The organism is Paenibacillus sp. SAFN-054 (assembly GCF_051966755.1).
Lineage (GTDB): Bacteria > Bacillota > Bacilli > Paenibacillales > Paenibacillaceae > Paenibacillus_AQ.
In genome coordinates, this window is the sequence record NZ_JBQCKS010000004.1 from 516,706 (window position 1) to 537,896 (window position 21,191).

Genomic DNA, 21,191 nt, shown 5'->3' on the forward strand with positions numbered 1-21,191 from the left:
ACGACGCCTGTGGCGCCGCTTTCCAGTCTGCGTTATGTCCGGATCTCCTCCCGCCTCATGGACTTCAGTAACGGTCAGGATTCCGATCGATCTATCAATTCCTATTCATGACCTCTGCTACTCTTCAAACCAGCCGGGAAAATGCTTTCGCAAATAGTCCAGCTTGACCTCCGTATGGCCGGCGCCTCCGCCTTCGTGCCCGTTAAAAGGATAGATGACGATGTCTTTGCTGCTTGTGATGCGGTTATAGGTGGCGAAGTACATTTGCGGCGGACAGGTTTCGTCCTTCAATCCGACGCTGGCTAATACCCGGCACGTAATGCGATCCGCCAGGTTCATCGTGTCAAAATAACTCAGGTTATCCATCACAAGGTCCGTTTGCTCCGGGTGCTTGTTCAGGTATTCGGCTACCGCCGCGAAAGCGCCGTGATTGCCTTCGATTCGTCGAACGAGGTTGCTGTTGCTCGGCACATCCACCATCGAGAGCACCGGCCGGTCGTCCAGTGCCGATACCGCCGTGCCGAGCGCGCCGCCCTGGCTGCCGCCTTCTATTACGATTCTCGCAGCGTCGATATCCTCCTGGGCGCAGGCAAAGTCGATCGCCTTCAGCGCATCCATGTAAGCATACCGGTAGTAGTATTCCCATTTGTTATGTACGCCTTTGCTGGCTACATTCGCCGTATACCCGTGGGAGTAGGAAGCGTTGTTGCCCGTCCGTCCCCCCTGGTCGCGACAGTCCACAGATAATACAGCCATCCCCATCATGACCCAGTGCATGAGCTCGGAGGGCTTGCCTCTGCTGCCGTTAAAGCCGTGATAATGGATCAGGCACGGATACTTCTCCTTGTTCATAAATGCCGGGACGATCAGCCAGCCGTGAATCCGGGTCTCATCCATCCCGTAATAGGAAACTTCATATACCTTCGCATGGCGGGCCGGGTAATCAATACGATCCCTGCGCGGATCAAGCGGAACTTCCTTGGCCTGCCGGATGGTAGTCTCCCAAAACTCGTCAAAATCCTTCTGCTTGGTGAGAGGGGGAAGATAGCTGTACAGCTCCTTCGATACCTCGTCTATGTAGCCCATCGCGTCATCATCCTCCTTCATAACTAGCAGTATAGCGGATGAATATCGCGTTTGCATTGAACTTTTTGGTGATCATTTGTGTTTGATGAAGCCCTAAATATGTTAAAACGCTACTGACATGCTGTTGTCAGTAGCGCTTTTTTATAATCGGTTCTGTAAACGAAACCACCGCCCGGATCGACCGGAGCGAATTCGGCTTGGTCTTTAACTCTCCGCTGGAAACGGGCGGGGTTGTGGTTGGGAATGAGCTGACGATTGAGCTTAACATCGAGGCTCTGAAAGTGGACAAACGCTGATCCTATGCGGAGAAAGTGGAAGTGAGATCACTGCCCCGCCATCCCGCCGTTTATATTTCGCTTGGATAGCGGCCGCCCCATACGACCCGTCGGTAATGTTCCGGATCCGTATCGCCTTCGGTGCTGATCAGCAGCACGCATGATCGCTCGTTCAAGCCAAGCCGCTCTTTGGCTATAGCAAGCTCCGGTTGTGTCATGAGCATGCTCAAGGCGCCAGCCGTTACCGCGCCGGACTCCCCCGAGATCACGGGCTTGTCCATTCCGAGCGGATTGCCCAGAATACGCATGCCGTTCGCCGCCACGTAATCCGGGCAGGAGATGAACATGTCTGCATAGTCATGCAGGATGGCCCAAGCCGACGGGTTGGGCTCCCCGCAAGCAAGCCCGGCCATGATCGTGTCCAGCTCTCCGGTGACGTGACGCGGCTTGCCGTCACCGGCCGCAGCCGAACGGAACAGACAGTCCGCCTTGTTCGGCTCAACAATGGCCGTTATCGGCCGCTTGTCGCCGTAAGCGCTGGCGAATACGCCTTGCACGGCACCTGCAAACGAGCCGACGCCAGCTTGCAGGAATACATGGGTCGGCTTCTCAACGCCATAATCCCATAATTGCTCCATTGCCTCCAGGGCTAAAGTGGCGTAACCCTGCATAATCCATGCCGGGATTTGCTCATACCCCTCCCAAGCTGTATCCTGGATGACGATCCAGCCATGCTCCTCTGCAAGCCTTGCGCAATGCCGGACGCATTCGTCATAGTTCCACTCGGTGATATAAGCTTCGGCTCCGGTTGCCAGAATATTATCAAGACGAATTTGGGACGAGCCCTTCGGCATGTACACGACCGCATGGTGGCCGAGCTGCTGCGCCGCCCATGCCACGGCCCGGCCGTGATTGCCGTCTGTAGCTGTAATAAACGTCAGTTCTCCAAGCTCCTTCTTCACTTCGGGAGAGCGGAGGGCATCGAACGACAGCTCCGCCAAGTCGCGGCCAAGCCGCTCGGCTAGAACCATCCCTATTGCATAGGCGCCGCCAAGCACCTTGAACGCATTTAGTCCAAACCGGTATGCTTCGTCTTTGACATAGACACCCGCTAGGCCAAGATAAGCAGCCAGCTCCGGCAGGCTTCTCAACGGCGTCTCGGCATAGTCGTCAAACGTCTGATAGAACTGTCTCGCCTTACTTGCCTCCCCAAGGGTCAGGTAGCCCATGATATCGTCTGAAGCTGAATACGCGCCGCTGCGGGCACGCCCGCTGGCTACCCATCCAAACTCTATCAATTGGCTCAACGTATCCATCGCGATCATCTCCCTTCATTCGTGAAGCTTCATGGATGCTCTATGCGGCTAACGGGTAGATTCGTTATCGCTGACGCAAGCGCATAATATCCCTCAGCCGCTTGCATCAGTTGATCCAGCTCAATATATTCATCCACAATATGGGCCACGTGTTCATAAGACGGACCGAACCCGATCGTCGGCACGCCGGCCGTCCCGGCCGAATAGCTGCCGTTCGTGCAGAAGCTGTATACCGACAGTTCCGGGGCTAATCCGATGCTCTTCAGCGCGGATGCCGCCTCTTCGACAACCGGATGGTGCTCATCCATCATCCAGGCCGGAAAGAACCGTTTGCCCCCCAGCTTGTTTCCGGTATAGCATTCCAGTTCGGCTTCGGCCAAGCTCACCTCGTATTCTCCTTCCGCAGGCAGCAGGCTTTGGTATTGTCCGGTAACGAGCGTCTCGTCTTCGCCTACGAGCAGCCTGCGGTCGATCGTGATCCTGCATAAATCGGGCACAACCGATGCGCCCGGATAAGGCGAGGACAGGATGTCGGTCACAACCGAAATGCCCTGCCCCAGCTTATCGTGCTCACTCGGCGTAAGCGTCATGATACCAGCTATGACGGGGTTCATCGCATACACGGCATTCCGGCCCCGCGACGGATTCGAAGAGTGGGCAGATTTGCCGTGCGCCGTAATATTGACCTCGGCGCGTCCCCTCTGCCCGATATTGACGTTTAGTGCCGTGGATTCCATAATGACGACACAATCAGGCTTCACGGCTTCCATCACTTTGCCCAGCGCAACGCCCTCAAATAACTCCTCATAGACGGTGCAGGACACCCACACGTCACCCTTGGGCCTAACGCCCATATGCTTCGCCTTGCGGGCCAGTTCTCCTACGGCCACAACCGCGGCGCATACAGCGCCCTTCATATCGGTCGTGCCGCGCCCGTACATGACACCATCCACAATTTCTCCACCCAGCGGATCATGTGTCCACTTCTCCGGGCTATTGATCGGTACCGTATCGATATGCCCGTCGAACAGGACGCTCGTCCCTTCACCAATGCCGTTCACTTTTCCGATTACACTGCCGTAGGGATCGATCCAGACTTCGTCGTAGCCAAGCTCGATCATCTTGTCCTTAAGCAGGTGTGCAACTTCCTTCTCCTCGCCCGACAAGCTTTTCGTACGGATCGCCTGTTGAGTCAGCTCTATGACCTCATCCCGGTTAATAACCGGACTGTATATTCCGCTCATACCTGTTCCTCCCTTATGCTCTTCTCCTCGATGTCAGACTAATGCAGAATCCGGCTGAGAAAAGATTGCGTGCGCGCCTCCCGGGGACTGCCCAGCACCTCGTCCGGCGTTCCGCTTTCAATTAACCGGCCATGGTCCATAAACAATACCCGGTCAGCCACCTCACGTGCAAAGCCCATCTCATGTGTAACGACAACCATGGACATCCCTTCGGCGGCCAGCTGCTTCATGACGGCGAGCACTTCACCGACAAGCTCCGGATCAAGGGCCGAGGTTGGCTCGTCGAACAACATCACCTTCGGATCCATGGCGAGCGCCCTCGCGATCGCCACCCGCTGCTGCTGGCCGCCTGACAGCTTGGAGGGCACGTTATCCATTTTGTCCGCAAGGCCGACCTTGGCAAGTAACTCCGCCGCCAGCTCTCGCGCCTCGTTTTTCTTCATGCCCTTTACCCATATCGGACCCTCCATCACGTTCTCCAGTGCCGTCCGGTGCGGAAATAGGTGGAACCGCTGAAAGACCATGCCCACCTCCTGCCGGATAAGCCGAAGCTTCCGCGGGTCACGGAGCGACTGGCCGCAATAGAGCAGTTCACCCGACTGAATCTTCTCGAGGCCGTTCATGCAGCGCAGCACGGTGCTCTTGCCGGAACCGCTCGGGCCAATGATCACGACCCGCTCCTTGGGCTGAATGGTCAGATTGACATCGAACAATACTTGATGGCTGCCGAAACTTTTATTGACTTGTTTAAGCTCGATCATGTGCAGTCAGCCCCTTCTCTAATTTACTGCCGAGCAGCATCAGAATGCTTGTCATCACCAAATAAAGCGCTCCGATAACGGTATAGGTCTCAAGCGGCCGGAAGGTCGTCGTTATGACCATCTCGCCCGTACGGAACAGCTCCGTGATCGTAATCGTCGAAACCATGGATGAGTTCTTGATCGTCATGATGAACTGATTCACAAGCGGAGGGATGGCGATTTTGACAGCCTGCGGTCCGATAACACGAAACATCATGACTGTTCTGGACATGCCCAGTGAGACAGCAGCTTCACTTTGCCCCTTGTCTACGGCCTGAATGCCGGAACGTATGATTTCAGTTATATACGCGCCGGTATTCAGCGCCATCCCGATGAGTCCGGCTTCGTACGGATCGAATTTAAAGCCGATTTGCGCCAGGCCAAAATAAATGATAAACAACTGGACAAGCAGCGGCGTTCCGCGGAAAATCCACGTATATAGACCCGCAATCGCTTTAAGTACTTTCATGTTCGATGTTTTACATATTCCCCCGATCATACCAAGAACGAGTCCTAAGATAAGAGAGACGACGGAGAATTTAACCGTTATCCAAGCTCCTTCCAAAAACACCTGCCAAAATGGAAGAATAGACGAATAATCCAGCTGCATGCGCGAACCTCCTCTTTTGGTTGAAATACCTCCAGCCCGACTAGCTGCCGTTTATTTCAGCCATTTCTCATAAAGCGCGTCCGCTTCTCCGCTCTCCTTCATTTCCTTAATGACTTCGTTCGCCGCTTCAAGCAGCTCCGTATTGCCTTTTTGAACAGCTAATCCGAGACCGGCTTCCGTGAAAGGCTCTCCTACGATTTCAAGCCCGGCCTCGGCATGCTGCTTGTTGTAGCCCATTTGGTTCAAATAATCATTAAACGCCGCATCCACCCTTCCCAGCTGAAGGTCCATCAAATAGTCGGTTGTGTCCTTGTACGCCTTGACTTCCAGGTCAACCCCTTGCTTCTTTAGCTCTTCGGCCGCCACCTCGCTGGTTGCCCCTGACTTGACGCCCACGGCCTTGCCCGCTAAATCCTCTACGTTATGGATAGAATCGTCATCCGATCGTTTGACGAGCGACATGCCCGTTTTCATATAGATATCGGACATATCCACAGCCTTTTTACGTTCGTCCGTAATGTACATGGCCGCGATGCCCATATCGACCTGGCCGTTCTGCACGGATGGAATAAGCGCCGTAAATTGCATTTCCTTCCACTCTACCTCTACGCCCAGCTTCTCGGCGATTTTATGACCCAGATCAATATCGTAGCCGACCAGCTTCTGCGTCTTCGGGTCCAAAAACTCAAACGGATAGTAGTTGCCCGTCGCGATGACAAGCTTGCCTCTTTCCTTAATATCGGAAAGGGAGGTACCCGCAGCGGGAGATGCGGCAGCCCCCGTGCTTCCACCATCACTCGCTCCTTTGCCATCGGCTTCGTTGTTGCTGCCGCATCCAGCAGTCACCATTAGTACTGCTGCCATCAGCAGCGTCATCATTTTGCTCTTTGCGTTCACTTTCATCACAAATTCCTCCCCAGTATGCAGTCGATCGTCAACAGCCGTTTCAGGACATCCCGTCCCTTGACCCCAGGTAACCGGGGCATGTTAGAAGTAGCTTCTGCGCAAAACTTTGCCGGAAGGCAGGCGATGTTCGGCATTGCCTTCAACGACAACCTTGCCATTAACCATGACAAGAGCGATGCCATCCGAGTATGATCGCGGATTCTCATAAGTTGCCGTATCCTTAATGCGCGCCTCGTCGAATACGACCATATCGGCCTTCATCCCTTCACGGATGGTTCCCCGGTCCGTAAAGCCGATGATGCGGGCGGGCTGGGATGTCATGCGGCGAATCGATTCCTCCAGCGTAAACAGCTTCTCTTCCCGTGTATATTTGCCGAGCACCCTCGGAAAAGAGCCAAACGCCCGCGGATGAGGCTGTCCGCCAAGCAAGCCATCCGTGCATATCGTGCCTGCCGGATGCTGCATAATCATGGCGACGGACGCGTCATCCATAACAAAATCGACCATGCCAACCGCATTATGTTCCTCGAATATCAAATCAAGAGCCGTTTCGATCGGATCAGTGCAGCCCCGAGCCTCCGTAATTTGCTGGAGCGTGCGTCCTACGCAGCTTTTGTTATTCTCGCTTTCCACAGACGTAATCAGAATACCGTCCGGCCCTGCCCATGCGTACATGCTGTCCCATCCCGCAAAGCCTGTTCTCATATCCGCTGCCATTTTCTCCCGCAGCTTGGGCTCCTGCAGCCGCTCCATCAGTTTTGCCGCACCGCCCTCGTGCGCCCAAGGCGGCAGCGTCGCACTCAGCATGGTACTGCCAGCGGTGTACGGATATTGGTCGAAGGTCACTTCGATGCCCTGCTCGCGTGCTTGATCCAACTTGGCGAGCACCTCCGGTGTTTTGTGCCAGTTCAGTCGTCCGCACACTTTAAAATGCGAGAAGTGCAGATGGACGCCCGTACGTTCGGCAATGACCAACAGTTCGTCCATCGACTCCAGTATCTCGTCCCCTTCACTGCGCTGATGAACGATAAACGGCACCCCATACTCTGCCGCCACCTCGCATAACGCTTCGATTTCCGCATAGTCGCCATACATGCAGGGAAGATAGATGAGCCCACTCGACAAGCCGCATGCGCCTTGATCCAGCGCATCGCGAAGGAGCCTCGTCATCTCCTCGATTTCCTCCGCCGTCGCCGTGCGGTTGTCAAGACCGACGACCTGCATGCGCAAATTGCCGTGCGGAGCAAGATACGCGTAATTGCTGGCCGGCTGGGCGATTTGGATTTTCGTCAGGTAGCTGTCCACGTTATCCCAATCCCATTCAATGTCCGGCATGCCGTCGAGACCGGAAAGATTGTCCTGCCAACGCCCGATAAATTCCTGAGGCAGCGGTGCGGCGGAGATTCCGTCCTGGCCCAATAGCTCGGTCGTAATGCCCTGCCGGACCTTCGCGGATACAAACCCTGACTCCATTACGAACAGATCCGAGTGACTGTGCATGTCGATAAAGCCAGGACTTACAATAAAGCCGTTCGCATCAATAACCTTTGCAGTCCCCGTCTCGTTGATTTTACCGATGAGGGCAATCGCGTCTCCCTTGACGGCGATGTCGGCGTAATACCACGGGCTTCCCGTTCCGTCGACGATTTTGGCATTTTTCAGTACGATATCAAAGTTGTTCATGCGGATCACTCCTTTGTTATTAGGGCGAAAGCTTTGGCTAAGGCGTAATAGCCTTGGGCCGACTTCGCCAGCTGTTCGATTTCAATGTACTCGTCCACGGTATGTGCTTGCTGCTCCTCTGAAGGTCCGAAGCCGATGGTGGGTATATTCGCGATTCCCGCGCTGTAGCTTCCGCTCGTGCAATATTGATAACTTCCAATCTTGGCCGGAATGCCTTGTCCATGCAAAGCTTTCAAAGCGACGTTGACAACGGGATCGTCAAGCTGCATCAGCCATGCCGGATAAAACCGTCTGCCCCCCAAGCTGCAGCCTGTGTAGCATTCAATGGTCTGCTCAGCGATTTCAACCTTGATGGACGGGTCTATGGATCGGTACTGCTCCAGCACCTTCGCTTCCTGTTCTCCCGGCAGAAGCCTCCGGTCAATGGTCACCGTACAACGGTCGGGAATAACCGAAGATCCCGGATAAGGAGATGAGACGATATCCGTGATCACCGCAATACTTTGTCCCAATTGATCATGGGTCTGAGGAGGAATAGCGGTGGCCTGCTCCAGAAAGGCCAGCATTACATCCACGGCATTGCGGCCTGCTTCGGGATTGGACGAATGAGCGCTCTGGCCCATTGCCGTCACTCTAAGCTCCGCCCGCCCCCGCTGGCCAATATTCAGATTGAGTCCGGTGGCTTGTCCGATAATGACTACATCCGGCTTCACTTCGTCCATGACGGCCTTTAGGGCTACCCCCTCGAAGAGTTCCTGGCACACCGTTCCTGCAACATAGACATCTCCTTCCGGCACGATTCCAGCAAGCTTAAGCTGTGCAGCAGCATAAACCATAGCCGCAAGGCTTCCTTTCATATCTGAGGCGCCTCTGCCGTACATTTTTCCATTCCATATTTCTCCTCCGTAAGGGGGGCGCGTCCATTGCGAGGAATCGGCCGGGACCGAATCCATATGACCATCGAATAAGACAGTCGCACCTTGCCCCCGGCCTTTAATTCTTCCGATGACGTTGCCGAGACGATCTGTCCGTACTTCATCATAGCCAAGCGATGTCATCGTTTGCGCCAGCAGCCCCGCCATCTGTTCCTCCTGCCCGGAGCTGCTGGCCGTCTGAAGTAATCGCTGGCAAAAGTGAATCATTTCGTCTTCTTTGACGATCATGCCACGCCTCCTTCGATGAGCAGTGGGTAGCGCCCGGATATCTGTTCATTTTCATTATATGTCATGTTTTATTACATAAAAGTTCTTTAAACTAATAGTAAACTCCTATATTGCGTTAAACAAGTGTCGTTTTGAGACTGTTTTCTTGTAAAAATGTTATATTTCTTTACATAAATAAAAAAGTATCAAAATGATACGGAGGTATCATTTTGATACTTTTTAAGTTGAATCATAAATTTCTCATTATCCTCTATGGCCTGTTTAACCATTCAGGCCATATTGCTGAAGCTTACGGAACAAGGTTGCACGGCTAATTCCGAGCCACTTCGCCGCGCTCTCCTTTGGCTCACCACGCTCCTGTACGCTTGCCAACGCCCGCTCAATCGCATCCCTCTCCAGCGTCCGCAGATTAAATGTGTGGTCTCTTGATTGATTACCGCTTACCGCCGTAAGCTCAATATTGCGGATGGCCGCAGGCAAATGCTCCTTGCCGATCATGGTACTATTCGAAAAATTCACGGTGTACTCGATAATATTGGACAGCTCACGAATGTTACCAGGCCAGTGGTAGGTCAGCAGTATATTCTTCACATCCTCGCTCAGCGTGCGGATATACTTGCGATTGGCCTGGCTATGCTCCTGCAAAAAATGGTTCGCAAGCAGCAAAATATCCTGTTTCCGGGCTCGAAGGGGAGGTACGTCTATCGGGATAACACTTAACTTGTAGTAGAGATCTTGGCGGAACAGGCCTTTGCCGACCAGCTTGTCCAGCTCTTTATCCGTTGCCGCAATCAGCCGAACGTTAAGCGGTATCGGTTTGGTTTCTCCCGGCAGCCAAATGACTTTCTCCTCCAGTAAGTGCAGCAGTTTCAACTGGATTGACATCGGCATTTCGTGGACATCATCCAGGAACAGAACCCCCCCGTTGGCTTCGGCAATGATTCCGGGTTGCTTCTCGTCTCCAAACAACCGGTAATGCAGAACCTTTTCCGTCAACACGGCACAGTTTACCGTGACATAAGGCGCGCTCTTCCGTTCGCTGAAGTGATGAATGGATTCCGCTATAAACTCTTTGCCCGTGCCGCTTTCTCCTTTAAGCAAAATCGGGGAATAGCTGTTGGCCGTTTTACGCAGCAAATCCTTGAGCGCCTCGATCAGCGGATGATTACCGATAATCGTCTCGAATCCCTTATAGCTTTCCTCCGAATAGATCATCGCCATATCTGTCATCCTCTTCGGATCCGCCATGACGATAACGCCGTCCTGCTGGCCACCCTTTTCGTCATGGAAAGGGTGGTACGTCAGAAACAGATGTTTGTAACTGCCGCCACTTTTTACTACGGCGAGCTTCCCCTGGCCCTCAGAAGACCCGGAACCATTCAACCGGGAGGCTTGGTCCGGTTGAACGAAAGGATCGATACACTGCTCCACAATGGACACGTCCGGCAGTTGTCCCTCCGGCAGCTCCAGCAGCCTGCGCGCCGCCTGGTTCAAATAGGTGCACTCCCCCGTCTGGTTGATAAGCATCACGCCATTATCGATGTAGCCGATCAGCGTCGATACTTTCCGCTCAGCCAACAGTTGTTCCTCCAGCAGCTCAGACTCCTTCATCTTCGTGGCGATCAGCTCAGCCATTTTTTCCAGAAAATCGATCTTTGCATCCAGGTCAGCAAATAGCTGTTCACGTTGATCAGCCGAAAAGGCGATCAGCCCGATGACGCCAAGAACACGTCCGTCCAGTAATATGGGGCAGCACACCTCGCCATGCTCCTTGCAATTCCGATAATGCATGCAAGGCGTGCATAGCTCGTGTAAACCTGGTAGATCCACGATCACCGGCTTTCCTGTGTTTATACACTCCCGGTATACAAAATCCTCATTGTTCATTCTTTGCCATAACCCTGATTTGACGGCCCCCGTACCTGCAATGCGATAAAGCTCGTGATCGGCAATTTCCACTTCCAGCTTTAATACGGCCGATATCGCGACGCCGATCTGCTGTATTGTCGGCTGGATATTCTTCAGCTGCATTACGTCCACCCCCATGGTTCTGAAGCCATTATATTAATATGTAATATAAACTAACATGAAAAAGTTGACCATGTAAGAAATTTACTTTCCATCCATTCAGTCATTCATTTTGTAATTGATAATTCTGCGAAACGACAAAAAGCCAGTCATGGCTTATGCAACCTGACTAGCCGCTTATTTCTATTTCGAGACGTGAGCAATTGGCCCACTTGTTTGTGATGGTTCTTCACCGGGCCGGGGTGGATATTCTGGTCGGAACGGATGTCTTCCCCCGTCCCCGTTCTAAAACGATACTGCTATTTCTGATTCCTGCGCCACGCATCCAGCTGCTTCTGCACCTCTGCCCTGACCTCATCGAGGCCCGCCTGCCTCAGCTCCTGATTGAATTTCGGCAGCTCGGTGCCGACGTCGACGCTGCCTGTCATCAGGCTTGGGTAATACTTTTGCCAGACCATCTCGATGTTCTGCAGCTGAATCGGCATCATGGATAAATCGGGCGTAAAGCCGAGCACGCTTGACTTGATGGCCCTGGCGTTAGAGGCCCGGTACTGCTCCCATTTGTCCAAGGGATCCGGATTAGGGCCCCCCATCGTTTTCAAGATGAACCAGTTCCCCTGCGTGTACGTGACCCCTGCATACGTTGGCGATGCATCCGGAACCGGCTGCCCGTTCTCATCTTTCGGGGGAAGAAGGACCACTTGCCCATTCTTGTCCAGGACATAATGCACGCCTTCAATTCCGTAATTGAATAGATTGCGCACCTCGGGATCCGTATTCAGCAGGTTCAGAAACTTTACGCTCTCTACAGGGTGTTTCGTGTCGGAGCTGACGGCCATAATGCCTCCCCGCACGGATTCCGTCGTGACCAGCTCAGGCATGATGGGATTCGCCACGATTTTGTAGCCGCGGTCCTTACTCCAGCTATTTTCTGATAGAGGGCCTCCACCCGAGGCTTTCCAGAACACCTTGGCACCTCTTTTGAGCTCCTGGTTCTCCCGAAGTGCGGCATCTTCGTTGATGTAGCCGGCCTTGTAATAGCGCCGAAGCGTGTTCAGCACCTGCCGGGCCTCCTTGGTTTCGAATATATTTACCACCTTGCTGCCGGTATAGGAATGCACCATCAATGGAAGCTGCTTGTCCGTGATGTATTCGTAGCCGTACGAAGCAAAAAAGTTCTGGGAGTCCTTATCGAGCTCCATCGGCAAATAATCCGGCTCCTTCTGCTTGATCATCCGAAGCAAAGGCTCGAGCGATTCTAAGGTGTTGTATTTCGTAATATCGATGCCATACTTCTTCACCAGCTCTTCCGGATACATCCACTGCTGACGCACAGCCAGTTCCTTATTGGTCGGTATGGCGTAAATGCCCCCATCCTCCATACGGACGCCCTGCCAAAAAATAGGGTCAATGATGTCATACATCTCCTTGCCTACGCTGGAAAGATAGTCGTCCAGCCTGAGCCAAGCGCCGCGCTTCGCATAAGCTGCAAAGTTCGGTGTGAAAGCGACATCGAAGGGAGGACCTGCAGAGACCATCGCATTCAGTCGGTCCTCGTACTCCTGCCAGCCCACCTTGATATAAGTAATCGTAACACCGATTTTTTTGGAGAGCACCTCGTTGATTTTGTCGTTGACCAGTTGAAGGTCCTTATCCGGCTCACCAATCGTGTAATAGACCAGATTTACCAGGTTACCGCCCCCTTCGGGATCCGCATCCTGTTCTTGAACGGCGGAGGAGGAGCAGCCTGCTGCGAGCAGGGCAACCATGGCGATTAACGCCAAGTATAAGCTGATGCGGCCGAAAAAAGAGGGGTTCTTCATATTAGCCTCCATTCTCCCATGGGAACCTAACCTTTTTTTCTTAGTTCCGAAGGCGACATGCCAAAGTACCCTTGAAAATGAGTGTAAAAATAGTTCAGGTTCGGGTAACCCACTGAAAGCGAGATGCTGGAAATTTTCTCTTCCGTCGTAACAATGAGCTCACGTGCGTGAAGCATCCGATAGGCCATCAAATACTCTGAAAATTTCATCTGCGCTTCCTTTAGAAACAGCTGCCCGAGGTACGTACTGTTCATGCGAAAACGCTCCGCTACCGACTTCAGCGTAATGTTCTGGGCATATTCCGCCTTTACCATCACCAGGATGCGGTTGGTCAGTTTGGATAAACGGTCATAGGCAATCCCCAGGATCGGGTCTGTGTTCAGATCCTCGCTGCTCCGGCCGTCCAGCGTGCCGTGCAAATCCTCCACAATAATCTTCTCGATGACCATCTGCAGCTTGGAACGCTCGACAGGCTTGAGCAGATAATCCTTCACGCCGCAGCGAATGGCCTCTTGGGCGTATTCGAATTCGCTATATCCGCTCATAATGATATATTTTGTGGGAAGATGCAGCTCGTTCAGCTTACGGATGATCTCATAGCCGCGGTCCGTGCCGATGCATACGTCAAAGATCGCAATATCCGGCAGCAGCTCCACGGCTTTGGAGATCGCCTCCTCCCGGGTCTCGCTGGTCTCGACGAGGTGGAAACCGTAGCTCGCCCAATCCAGGGTCCGTTTCATCCCTTCCAAAATCTGCGGCTCGTCGTCTACGATCAGAAGCTTGTACATATGTTCATCACTCCTTTGTGATCATCACGGTAATCTTGACCCCTGCCTCCTCGTTGTTGGCGATCTCCATAGAGAAACCTTCGCCATAGAAAAAGTACAGCCTGGTATACACGTTGCGCAATCCAATGCTCTTCACCGGAGCGTCGTCCCGGCTGGATAGGTTGCGCTTGACTTCATCCAGACGCTCCTTGGAGATCCATTGACCGTTATCGACGAATTCGATCACATAGCTTTCCTCGGTCTCCCAGCCATTCACGACCAGCAAATTGAACTCGTGGCCCGGATTGAACCCGTGGACGAAGAAGTTCTCCGCCAGCGGCTGCATCCAGAACTTGACGGTCGATAACGGCATGAGCGCCTCATCGACGTTGAGCTGATAATAAAACCTCCCCGGGTACTTCAGCTCCATGATTTTCAAATATTGCTGCAATAGCTCCAGCTCGCTGCCGATGGAAATGATGTTTTCCTTTTTCACAATGTCCCGGTACAGCGTCCCCAAGGTCGCGATGGCATCGGCGGTATCCACGTCGCGGTTCATTAAAGCGGTGGAACGAATGGCCTCCAGCGTATTGTACAAGAAATGGGGATTGATCTGATGCTGAAGTGCCTTCATTTCCGTTTCCTGCTGCTTCAACTTCAGCAAGTATTCGGTACGGATATGCTTATCGAGCTGAAGGACCATATCGTCGAGCTCACGGGCAATCATGCCATATTCGTTGCGCCGGTAGCGGGCGGGCGAATTCGACGTAAAATCCGCGGTTTTCACACGTTTAATCGAATGGATAATGCGCTGAAGAAACCTCGCGTCATCTCTCAGATTATAAACGATCAGCAGCAGCACGCTGATCATGGCCATCAATACGATGAAGAATACGGCTGCGATAATGTCGGCATTGTGCCGCATGAGCTGGAGCAAATCCACGAGAACGACGAACCTGTAGTCGAACTTGGTGGAGGTAAGAGTCATATAAAATACGCTTCTCGCTCCCCCGGATGACAGGTAGCCGCTGTTTCGCTGCTCGGCTGCTGCCTTCAGCGCCAGCTCCCTCGTCCTTTGATCACCGGCGGAGATCATGTATACTTCGCCGGTATCGCTTACGGCTGCCGCACTATCCAGCTTGTAACCCTGCACCTTCTTGAACAACTGCTCGCTGCTGACCAAGATCCGGAACTCCCCGATTTGGCGCGATATCTGATTGGGATCGGACAATTTTTTACGGTATACGAACCCTTTCTCTATGCTCTCATGGAAGGTTTTATCCGTGTTAGGCAGGCGGAACCGAAAACTGCCATTGCCGTTGCCGTCGAATCGAACCACATTGCCCTGCTGTTCGGTATGAAGGCTGATCTGCGTAATGTCCCCCTGCGCCGAGCTGTACAGAAAGGCTTTGATGTCCTCGGGAAAAGAAATGAGCGGTTCACTGGATTGGCTGTTTTTCAGCCTGCCGGTCAAATATCCCTCTGCGCTGTTGCCCAAAAAGTAACGGACATCCGTCATCAAACGATTGTTGGAATAGATGCGCTGCATGTAGGCTTCAATGCGATCATTATCGGACTGAAGCTCGCCTTCGATGCGGGCAAAGGCGCTCACAGCCTCGCTGCGGGCATTCTCGATCCACTGATACAGCAGTACCGCACAGGTCAGAGCGCCAAGCGTCAGACCAATCGACACCACAAATACCGTATAAGCGATGAATTTGCCGCGATAGATCTTAATCCGCCAGAAGGAATTCATCCGGGCGCCTCCTTTGCAGTTATCTATGTTCGTTATACGCCGCTAACTCCATCATAAAATGGGGGCATTTCATAATTCAATCGAATTCCGTCTATTTCTTAACACTTTCCAAGGGCCAGGACCTGGCGGCTCCGATATGAAGAAACCCGAACGGCATGGAATCCTCCGTTCGGGTCTTTTAAGGAACGCGTTACGACTTACTTGAAGAAAGCATCGATCTGTTCTTGAGCAGCCTTCATGATCGTATCCATACCGGCAGCTTTCAGTTCAGATACGATCTTTGGAACCATCTTCTCCGGATCGGAAGCGCCTGTGAGCAATTCATAGCGATACTTGTCATATACAGCCTTCGTGTTCGCAACTTCCGTAGCCAGATTGGTCGTATCCATTGCGAATCCCAGCAAGGAGGAAGCGGTCGCTTGTTCATTCAGCTTCTGAACCTGCTGCCATTGGTCTTCCGGAGCACCCTTGGTGGTTGCCATGTTAAAGAACGTGCCCTGCGTATACGCCGCCAGCGGCCATGTATCCGTTGTGCGCTCGACGACTTTCTCGCCGTCGATCTTCTTGTAGTCTACGTTCTCTTCGCCGAAAGCGAGCATGTTGCGAAGTTTAGGGTCTGTGTTAACCAGCTCCAGATATTTCAGTGCTTCTTTTTTGTACTTGGAGTTCGCCGAAATGGCATTCATAGAACCTTGAATCGTAGAGGTCGTGTAGATTGGACCATACACTTGATTCATGTCGTATTTTTCTACACCCTCGTTAATTTGCCAAGTGATTTCGGCGCCAGGGAATCCTTGGGCGGCGAAGAATGGGCGGCCTTTGTCCGCTTCCGGCTTGGTAGGCGCATCCGGGTTGATAATGCCATCCTTGTACCACTGGTGCAGTGTCTTCAGGCCATCCATGATATCCGGTTGTTCCAGAACGGAGACGACCTTGCGGGAGGAATCATCCGCTTTGACGCCAATCGGAGGAAGCCCCATCGCCATATCGTCATAGCTGTTGAAGAACCCATTCAGTCCTTCTCCTTGAGTCATCGGCAATGGATAGAAGCTCTTGCCTTCGCCTGCTTTTATATCATGCAGGGGTTTATCCAAATCCTTCAGGGTCTTGATGTTATTGACATCAATGCCGTACTTCTCGACGTATTTATGGTCGTATACCCAATACTGCGTCAGAGACGAGTCTTTATACGTAGGGACGGAATAAATTTTGCCGCCGATTTTGGTGCCATCCCATACTTTCTCAGGAATAAGCTTGTACAGATCCGGCGTTTCGCTCTGCACAAGATCGGTGATGTCTGCCAGGGCACCCATCGTTACCTGCTGGGAGTACTTGGAACCGGTCGTGAACATAAGATCGAACGGCTCGCCCGTGTTTACGATCGTGTTGATCTTCGTATCCCATTCACCCCAGTTTGCGACTTTAATGTCGACTTTGACGCCGATTTTCTCGGCTGTGTACTCGTTCATCGCCGCAACGGCTTTATCAAAGTTGTTCGGCACCTGTCCGCCGATCGTCCACCATACCAAAGTTGGTACATCTTTGGATGCTGCATTCGATGAAGAAGGTTCGGAAGCTTTGGAATCCGTAGCTGTGGTATCCGACTTCGAGCCGCAGGCGGCAAGCGCAGACACGAAAAGTGCCGTAATACACATGGTGGAGAGCAGCTTCAATGGTCTTTTCATTTGTATTTCCCCCTTATTAGTGTTCGGTCGCCGCTTGGTGCCTTGGATGTACATTGCTCGAACGTTTCAAACGGCGTGTTATAAGATTACGTCTTACGACGTCGTCTCCAATTGGATGATGGCCTGCTGAGCGTCCTCATAGAACGAGAACTTGGTTGTTGTTTCAAATTATCCCTTCACGGCACCAACCGTCAGACCGGAAATAAAGTACCGCTGGAAGAACGGATAAGCAAAGGCTACAGGAAGCACGATGACGATGGCCACCGCCATACGGGCCGACTCTTTCGGCATCGTCGCTGCAAGCAGCGCATAGCTGACGCCCATACTGGATGCATTCTTCGCAAGCGCGTCCACGTTGCTCATGAGGTTATTCAGCAGCGCCTGCAGGGAGTACAAATCCTGGTTGTTAATGTAGAGCATCGATTGGAACCAGTCGTTCCAGTACCCGAAGCATAGGAACAATCCAATGGTTGCAATGACCGGCAGAGAAATCGGCAGGACAATCGTGAAGAAAATGCGCATCTGGCTGGCGCCATCCATTTCCGCCGACTCGATCAAACCGTCCGGAATCGTGCTTTTGAAAAAGGTTTTGCAGATGATGACGTTAAAGGATGAAACCGCCAGCGGCAGAATCAGCGCCCACACCGTGTCCTTCAGCCCCAGCATGTTGGAGTTGATATAGTAGCTGGACACCAAACCGCCGTTGAACACCATCGGAATAAATACGATCCAAGTGAGCAACCCTCTCAACTTAAAATTCGGACGGGAGATCGCGTAGCCCATTGAAGTTGTAAGCAGAACGCCCAGCACGGTACCCACGACCGTGACGAACACGGATACCCCGAGCGCACGCGCGATCATCGTTCCCTGATTCGCAATATAGCTGTATGCCTCACCGGAGAAAGCCGAAGGGAAAATGTGATATCCCGTTTGGCGGATCGACTCTTCGCTGGATAGCGAAATGGACAGAACCACCAATAAAGGCACGACGCAGACTAACGCAAGTATGATAAAGATCAGATTGAAAAGGAGATTGACGACTTTGCTCGGGCGATTAAATCTGTCCAAGCCGCTCTCATATACCGTTCTTGCCCTTGCCATAAACCCACCTCCTAGATCATCGCACTATCCGGATCGATTCTCCGAACGACCCAGTTGGCGAAGAGAATCATCAAGCAGCCCAGGACGGACTGGACGAATGCGGCTGCAGAAGCCATGCCGACCGTTGCGCTTTTCAGCTGTTTGTATACCAATACATCAATCGTTGTGGCTACGTTAAACAGGGAGTTTGAATCCCGCGGAACCTGGAAGAAGAGTCCAAAGTCCGTGTAGAAGATGCGTCCCACGGACAGGATGAACATCATAATGATGACCATCTTCATCAACGGCAGCGTAATGAACCGGGTCTGCTGCCAGATAGAAGCACCGTCAATTACAGCCGCTTCATAATAGGTTTTGTCGATGCCGGTAATCGTCGCCAAGTATACGACCATCCCGTAACCAAGGCCCTTCCATATATTCATGAAAATCAGGAAGTATGGCCAATATGTCGGTTCCATGTACCAGTTGATCGGCTCGCCGCCCATATTGACCAGCATTTGGTTGACGATCCCCTTGTCAAAGCTCAGGAATGCCCAGCCTACCGCTGAAACGACGACCCACGACAGAAAGTAGGGCAGGAACATCATTGTTTGATATACCTTTCCTGCTCTGCGGTTGTGAATCATGCCGATCATCAGCGCCAAAGCGACCGGAATGACAATACCGAGAATGATAAATACAATGTTGTACCCGATCGTGTTGCGGATAATGATCCAAGCGTCGTTGGACTTGAACAAAAACTCAAAGTTTTTGAACCCTGCCCAGGGACTATTGATTACATTGCTGAGGAATCCGCCGCTTATTTTGAAGTTTTTGAAGGCAATAATGATACCGAACATCGGTAAAAAACAGAAAAGAATGTACCATACGGTCGTCGGCAATGCCAAAATCGTCAGCTCCGTGTCCTGCTTGCGCCAACGCGTTCGTAACCGCTTACCTTTGGTCTTAGCGTCCATGTCTGTCACCTCTTCCGTTAGCTTTATCTTGCTTTGTATACATTTATTTTATAGGGGATATAGCGCTTTCATCCAGACAACAAACTTGATACTATAGTCAAAAAACGTTAGGTTTACATCACAAAAATGCCATAAAAAAGTGAACTCAAAAACGTGTTAGGAGCAAGTGAGCGGCAGAAGCAGTTAAATTTAAATCTGAAACAAAAACAGGCCGCTCAAGAATCGCTCCTGAACGGCCTGCGGCTGGCACTACTTATGAATACTCGGGCAAGAAATGCAGCGAGTTGTTACCCTCTAAGATTCTACAGAAATGCTCTCGACCGCCGTAAAAAACACATCGGTCAGCTCCTTGCCAAAGCGGCTTCGGACATACACGGCCCACCGGTTGAGCTCTTCCTTATCGTTGTACTCCAGGCAAGCCCGCCCTTCGCACCATAGAACCGTACATTGAAACTCCCGCTGCAGGGTCTCGATAATCACATCCTGATCAACAATCTTGCGGCTGGCCGTCATCGTTCTCCCCCTTTGAACCAACACGGCTCATGGATATGACTTCATTATTTAAAATTTAAATATCCGTTTCGATGATATAAATCACATCCAGAGGCTGGGGGTTCATCGGTTAGCATGATCGGCATACATATGCCTGAAAAGGACAGGGGGCTCTGCGCCTAACTCCTCCTGATAGCATTTTTCTAGTTTTTTATAGTGCGACAAGAACGCCGCTCCGTCGTGCATCGCTTGATATGTCCTTAAAAGGAGCTCATGCGCCTCTTCGTCAAAAGGTACATGGCTCAGCAAGGTAAGCAGAACCTCGGACGCCTGCTGATATCGGTTTCTGCCCAAATGACTCTTTGCCAATCGTTTGGAAAGGATGGCAAAATACCGGGATATTCTTTCACGCTCCGCCTCACACCACGCATAGTCCCGGTTAGCGAAGAGCGGACCCTTATAAAGTTCAACCGCATGGCTTAAAGCCTCGATATTCCCGTTCTCCGAATCGATGGGATGGGACACGGCTTGTTCAAACTCGATGTAATCGCACAACTCGTGGCATTCCATCCGGTAGAACCCCTTTTGGGTCGAGAGACGTACTCCAAACCCGCTATCATGCAATGTTTTTTTCATCCGATGCATGGTCACATGCAGTTTATGCTCTACTTTATCCGTTGACATCACTTCCGGCCAGAGGCTGTCGCATAGCGTCCATTTGGAAATGGCGGTATTGCGGTGCACCAGCAAATAAGCAAAGAGCTCCTCCGCCTTAGCCGTTGGAAAGCGAATGGGGGCGGAGTTTTCGGCCTTGCGAATCTCGAAGTCCCCAAAGCATACGATCCGGGGTGGTGTCGCTGTCCATTTTGCGGGATTCGTCCTCTTCTTTCTTTTTATCGCTCTTTCTATAGTACGAGACAACGAATTTGGATCCACCGGCTTTAATAAGTAATCGACCGCGTGAACGCCAAAGGCCTCCAAAGCGTACTGGCGATAGGCTGTGACAAAGACGACCTCGATGTCCTCATGCAGCTCCAGCAGTCGGGAAGCCATCTCCAAGCCACTCATCGCCGGCATCTCGATATCCAGAAATACAAGATCAGGCATGAGACTGCCTATATCCTCCAACAATTCCGATGGGGATGTGTATGCACCGACCACCTGGGCATCTTCCCGATCCCCGATCAACCTGGCCATCAAATTCAGTGCAGGTTTCTCATCATCCAACAAAATCACTCTCAGCACAGTGCCTCACTCATTTGATTTGGAAGTGAAACCGCTGTGCCTGGAAGCTTTGAACCCAAACTAAACACCTTGTCCACTCCCTCTCGCTGCTCTTCATATATGTCTTTTTATAACCACATGGATTTCATTTCTATCTTTTCGGTCATAATTTTACAAAAAACGACAAAACATGACATACTCAATTATAGCATTGCCCGTCTCCCAAAAGGTACAGGAATGTTAGCTTAACAAGAATGAATCCACCCCCTGAATCGG

Annotated in this window: 17 protein-coding genes; all 17 read right to left on the reverse strand. The window is 52.0% G+C overall.

What is annotated here, in order from left to right:
* Window positions 1–117 precede the first annotated feature (117 nt).
* On the reverse strand, window positions 118–1,107 hold the full coding sequence (locus ACTHPM_RS20875) for an acetylxylan esterase (protein ID WP_440396852.1): 990 nt from the start codon (window positions 1,105–1,107) through the stop codon (window positions 118–120).
* 325 nt (window positions 1,108–1,432) lie between these two features.
* Entirely contained in the window at window positions 1,433–2,668 is a 1,236-nt protein-coding gene (gene dpaL / locus ACTHPM_RS20880; protein ID WP_440396851.1) for a diaminopropionate ammonia-lyase, read from the reverse strand.
* Window positions 2,669–2,706: 38 nt separating this feature from the next.
* Entirely contained in the window at window positions 2,707–3,921 is a 1,215-nt protein-coding gene (locus ACTHPM_RS20885) for a YgeY family selenium metabolism-linked hydrolase (protein WP_440396850.1), read from the reverse strand.
* A 38-nt stretch (window positions 3,922–3,959) separates the two neighbouring features.
* Window positions 3,960–4,682, reverse strand: a complete 723-nt coding sequence (locus ACTHPM_RS20890) for an amino acid ABC transporter ATP-binding protein (RefSeq protein ID WP_440396849.1) — start codon at window positions 4,680–4,682, stop codon at window positions 3,960–3,962.
* A complete protein-coding gene (locus ACTHPM_RS20895; RefSeq protein ID WP_440396848.1) occupies window positions 4,669–5,331 on the reverse strand; it encodes an amino acid ABC transporter permease in 663 nt (220 codons plus the stop codon). Before ACTHPM_RS20895 ends, ACTHPM_RS20890 begins: the two co-directional genes overlap by 14 nt.
* Before the next feature lie 51 nt (window positions 5,332–5,382).
* Complete coding sequence (locus ACTHPM_RS20900) at window positions 5,383–6,234, reverse strand: basic amino acid ABC transporter substrate-binding protein (RefSeq protein ID WP_440396847.1); 852 nt, start codon at window positions 6,232–6,234, stop codon at window positions 5,383–5,385.
* A gap of 84 nt (window positions 6,235–6,318) precedes the next feature.
* Window positions 6,319–7,920 (reverse strand): N-acyl-D-amino-acid deacylase family protein, encoded by a 1,602-nt coding sequence (locus ACTHPM_RS20905; RefSeq protein ID WP_440396846.1) that lies wholly within the window; start codon window positions 7,918–7,920, stop codon window positions 6,319–6,321.
* A 5-nt stretch (window positions 7,921–7,925) separates the two neighbouring features.
* Window positions 7,926–9,083, reverse strand: a complete 1,158-nt coding sequence (locus tag ACTHPM_RS20910) for a YgeY family selenium metabolism-linked hydrolase (RefSeq protein ID WP_440396845.1) — start codon at window positions 9,081–9,083, stop codon at window positions 7,926–7,928.
* Window positions 9,084–9,344: 261 nt separating this feature from the next.
* Window positions 9,345–11,114: a sigma 54-interacting transcriptional regulator gene (locus ACTHPM_RS20915; protein WP_440396844.1), complete on the reverse strand. Its 1,770-nt coding sequence runs from the start codon at window positions 11,112–11,114 to the stop codon at window positions 9,345–9,347.
* Between the two features lie 296 nt (window positions 11,115–11,410).
* A complete protein-coding gene (locus ACTHPM_RS20920) occupies window positions 11,411–12,934 on the reverse strand; it encodes an ABC transporter substrate-binding protein (protein WP_440396843.1) in 1,524 nt (507 codons plus the stop codon).
* Between the two features lie 26 nt (window positions 12,935–12,960).
* Window positions 12,961–13,722, reverse strand: coding sequence for a response regulator transcription factor (locus ACTHPM_RS20925; RefSeq protein ID WP_440396842.1), 762 nt, complete (start codon window positions 13,720–13,722; stop codon window positions 12,961–12,963).
* 7 nt (window positions 13,723–13,729) lie between these two features.
* Window positions 13,730–15,457, reverse strand: coding sequence for a sensor histidine kinase (locus ACTHPM_RS20930; RefSeq protein ID WP_440396841.1), 1,728 nt, complete (start codon window positions 15,455–15,457; stop codon window positions 13,730–13,732).
* A gap of 197 nt (window positions 15,458–15,654) precedes the next feature.
* Window positions 15,655–17,142: an ABC transporter substrate-binding protein gene (locus tag ACTHPM_RS20935; RefSeq protein WP_440396840.1), complete on the reverse strand. Its 1,488-nt coding sequence runs from the start codon at window positions 17,140–17,142 to the stop codon at window positions 15,655–15,657.
* A gap of 168 nt (window positions 17,143–17,310) precedes the next feature.
* Window positions 17,311–18,243 (reverse strand): carbohydrate ABC transporter permease, encoded by a 933-nt coding sequence (locus tag ACTHPM_RS20940; RefSeq protein ID WP_440396839.1) that lies wholly within the window; start codon window positions 18,241–18,243, stop codon window positions 17,311–17,313.
* Between the two features lie 11 nt (window positions 18,244–18,254).
* Window positions 18,255–19,199 (reverse strand): ABC transporter permease, encoded by a 945-nt coding sequence (locus ACTHPM_RS20945; RefSeq protein ID WP_440396838.1) that lies wholly within the window; start codon window positions 19,197–19,199, stop codon window positions 18,255–18,257.
* A 294-nt stretch (window positions 19,200–19,493) separates the two neighbouring features.
* A complete protein-coding gene (locus tag ACTHPM_RS20950; protein ID WP_440396837.1) occupies window positions 19,494–19,712 on the reverse strand; it encodes a hypothetical protein in 219 nt (72 codons plus the stop codon).
* 102 nt (window positions 19,713–19,814) lie between these two features.
* Window positions 19,815–20,936 carry a response regulator gene (locus ACTHPM_RS20955; RefSeq protein WP_440421670.1) on the reverse strand — a complete coding sequence of 374 codons (1,122 nt, stop codon included), beginning with the start codon at window positions 20,934–20,936 and terminating at the stop codon, window positions 19,815–19,817.
* Window positions 20,937–21,191 lie beyond the last annotated feature (255 nt).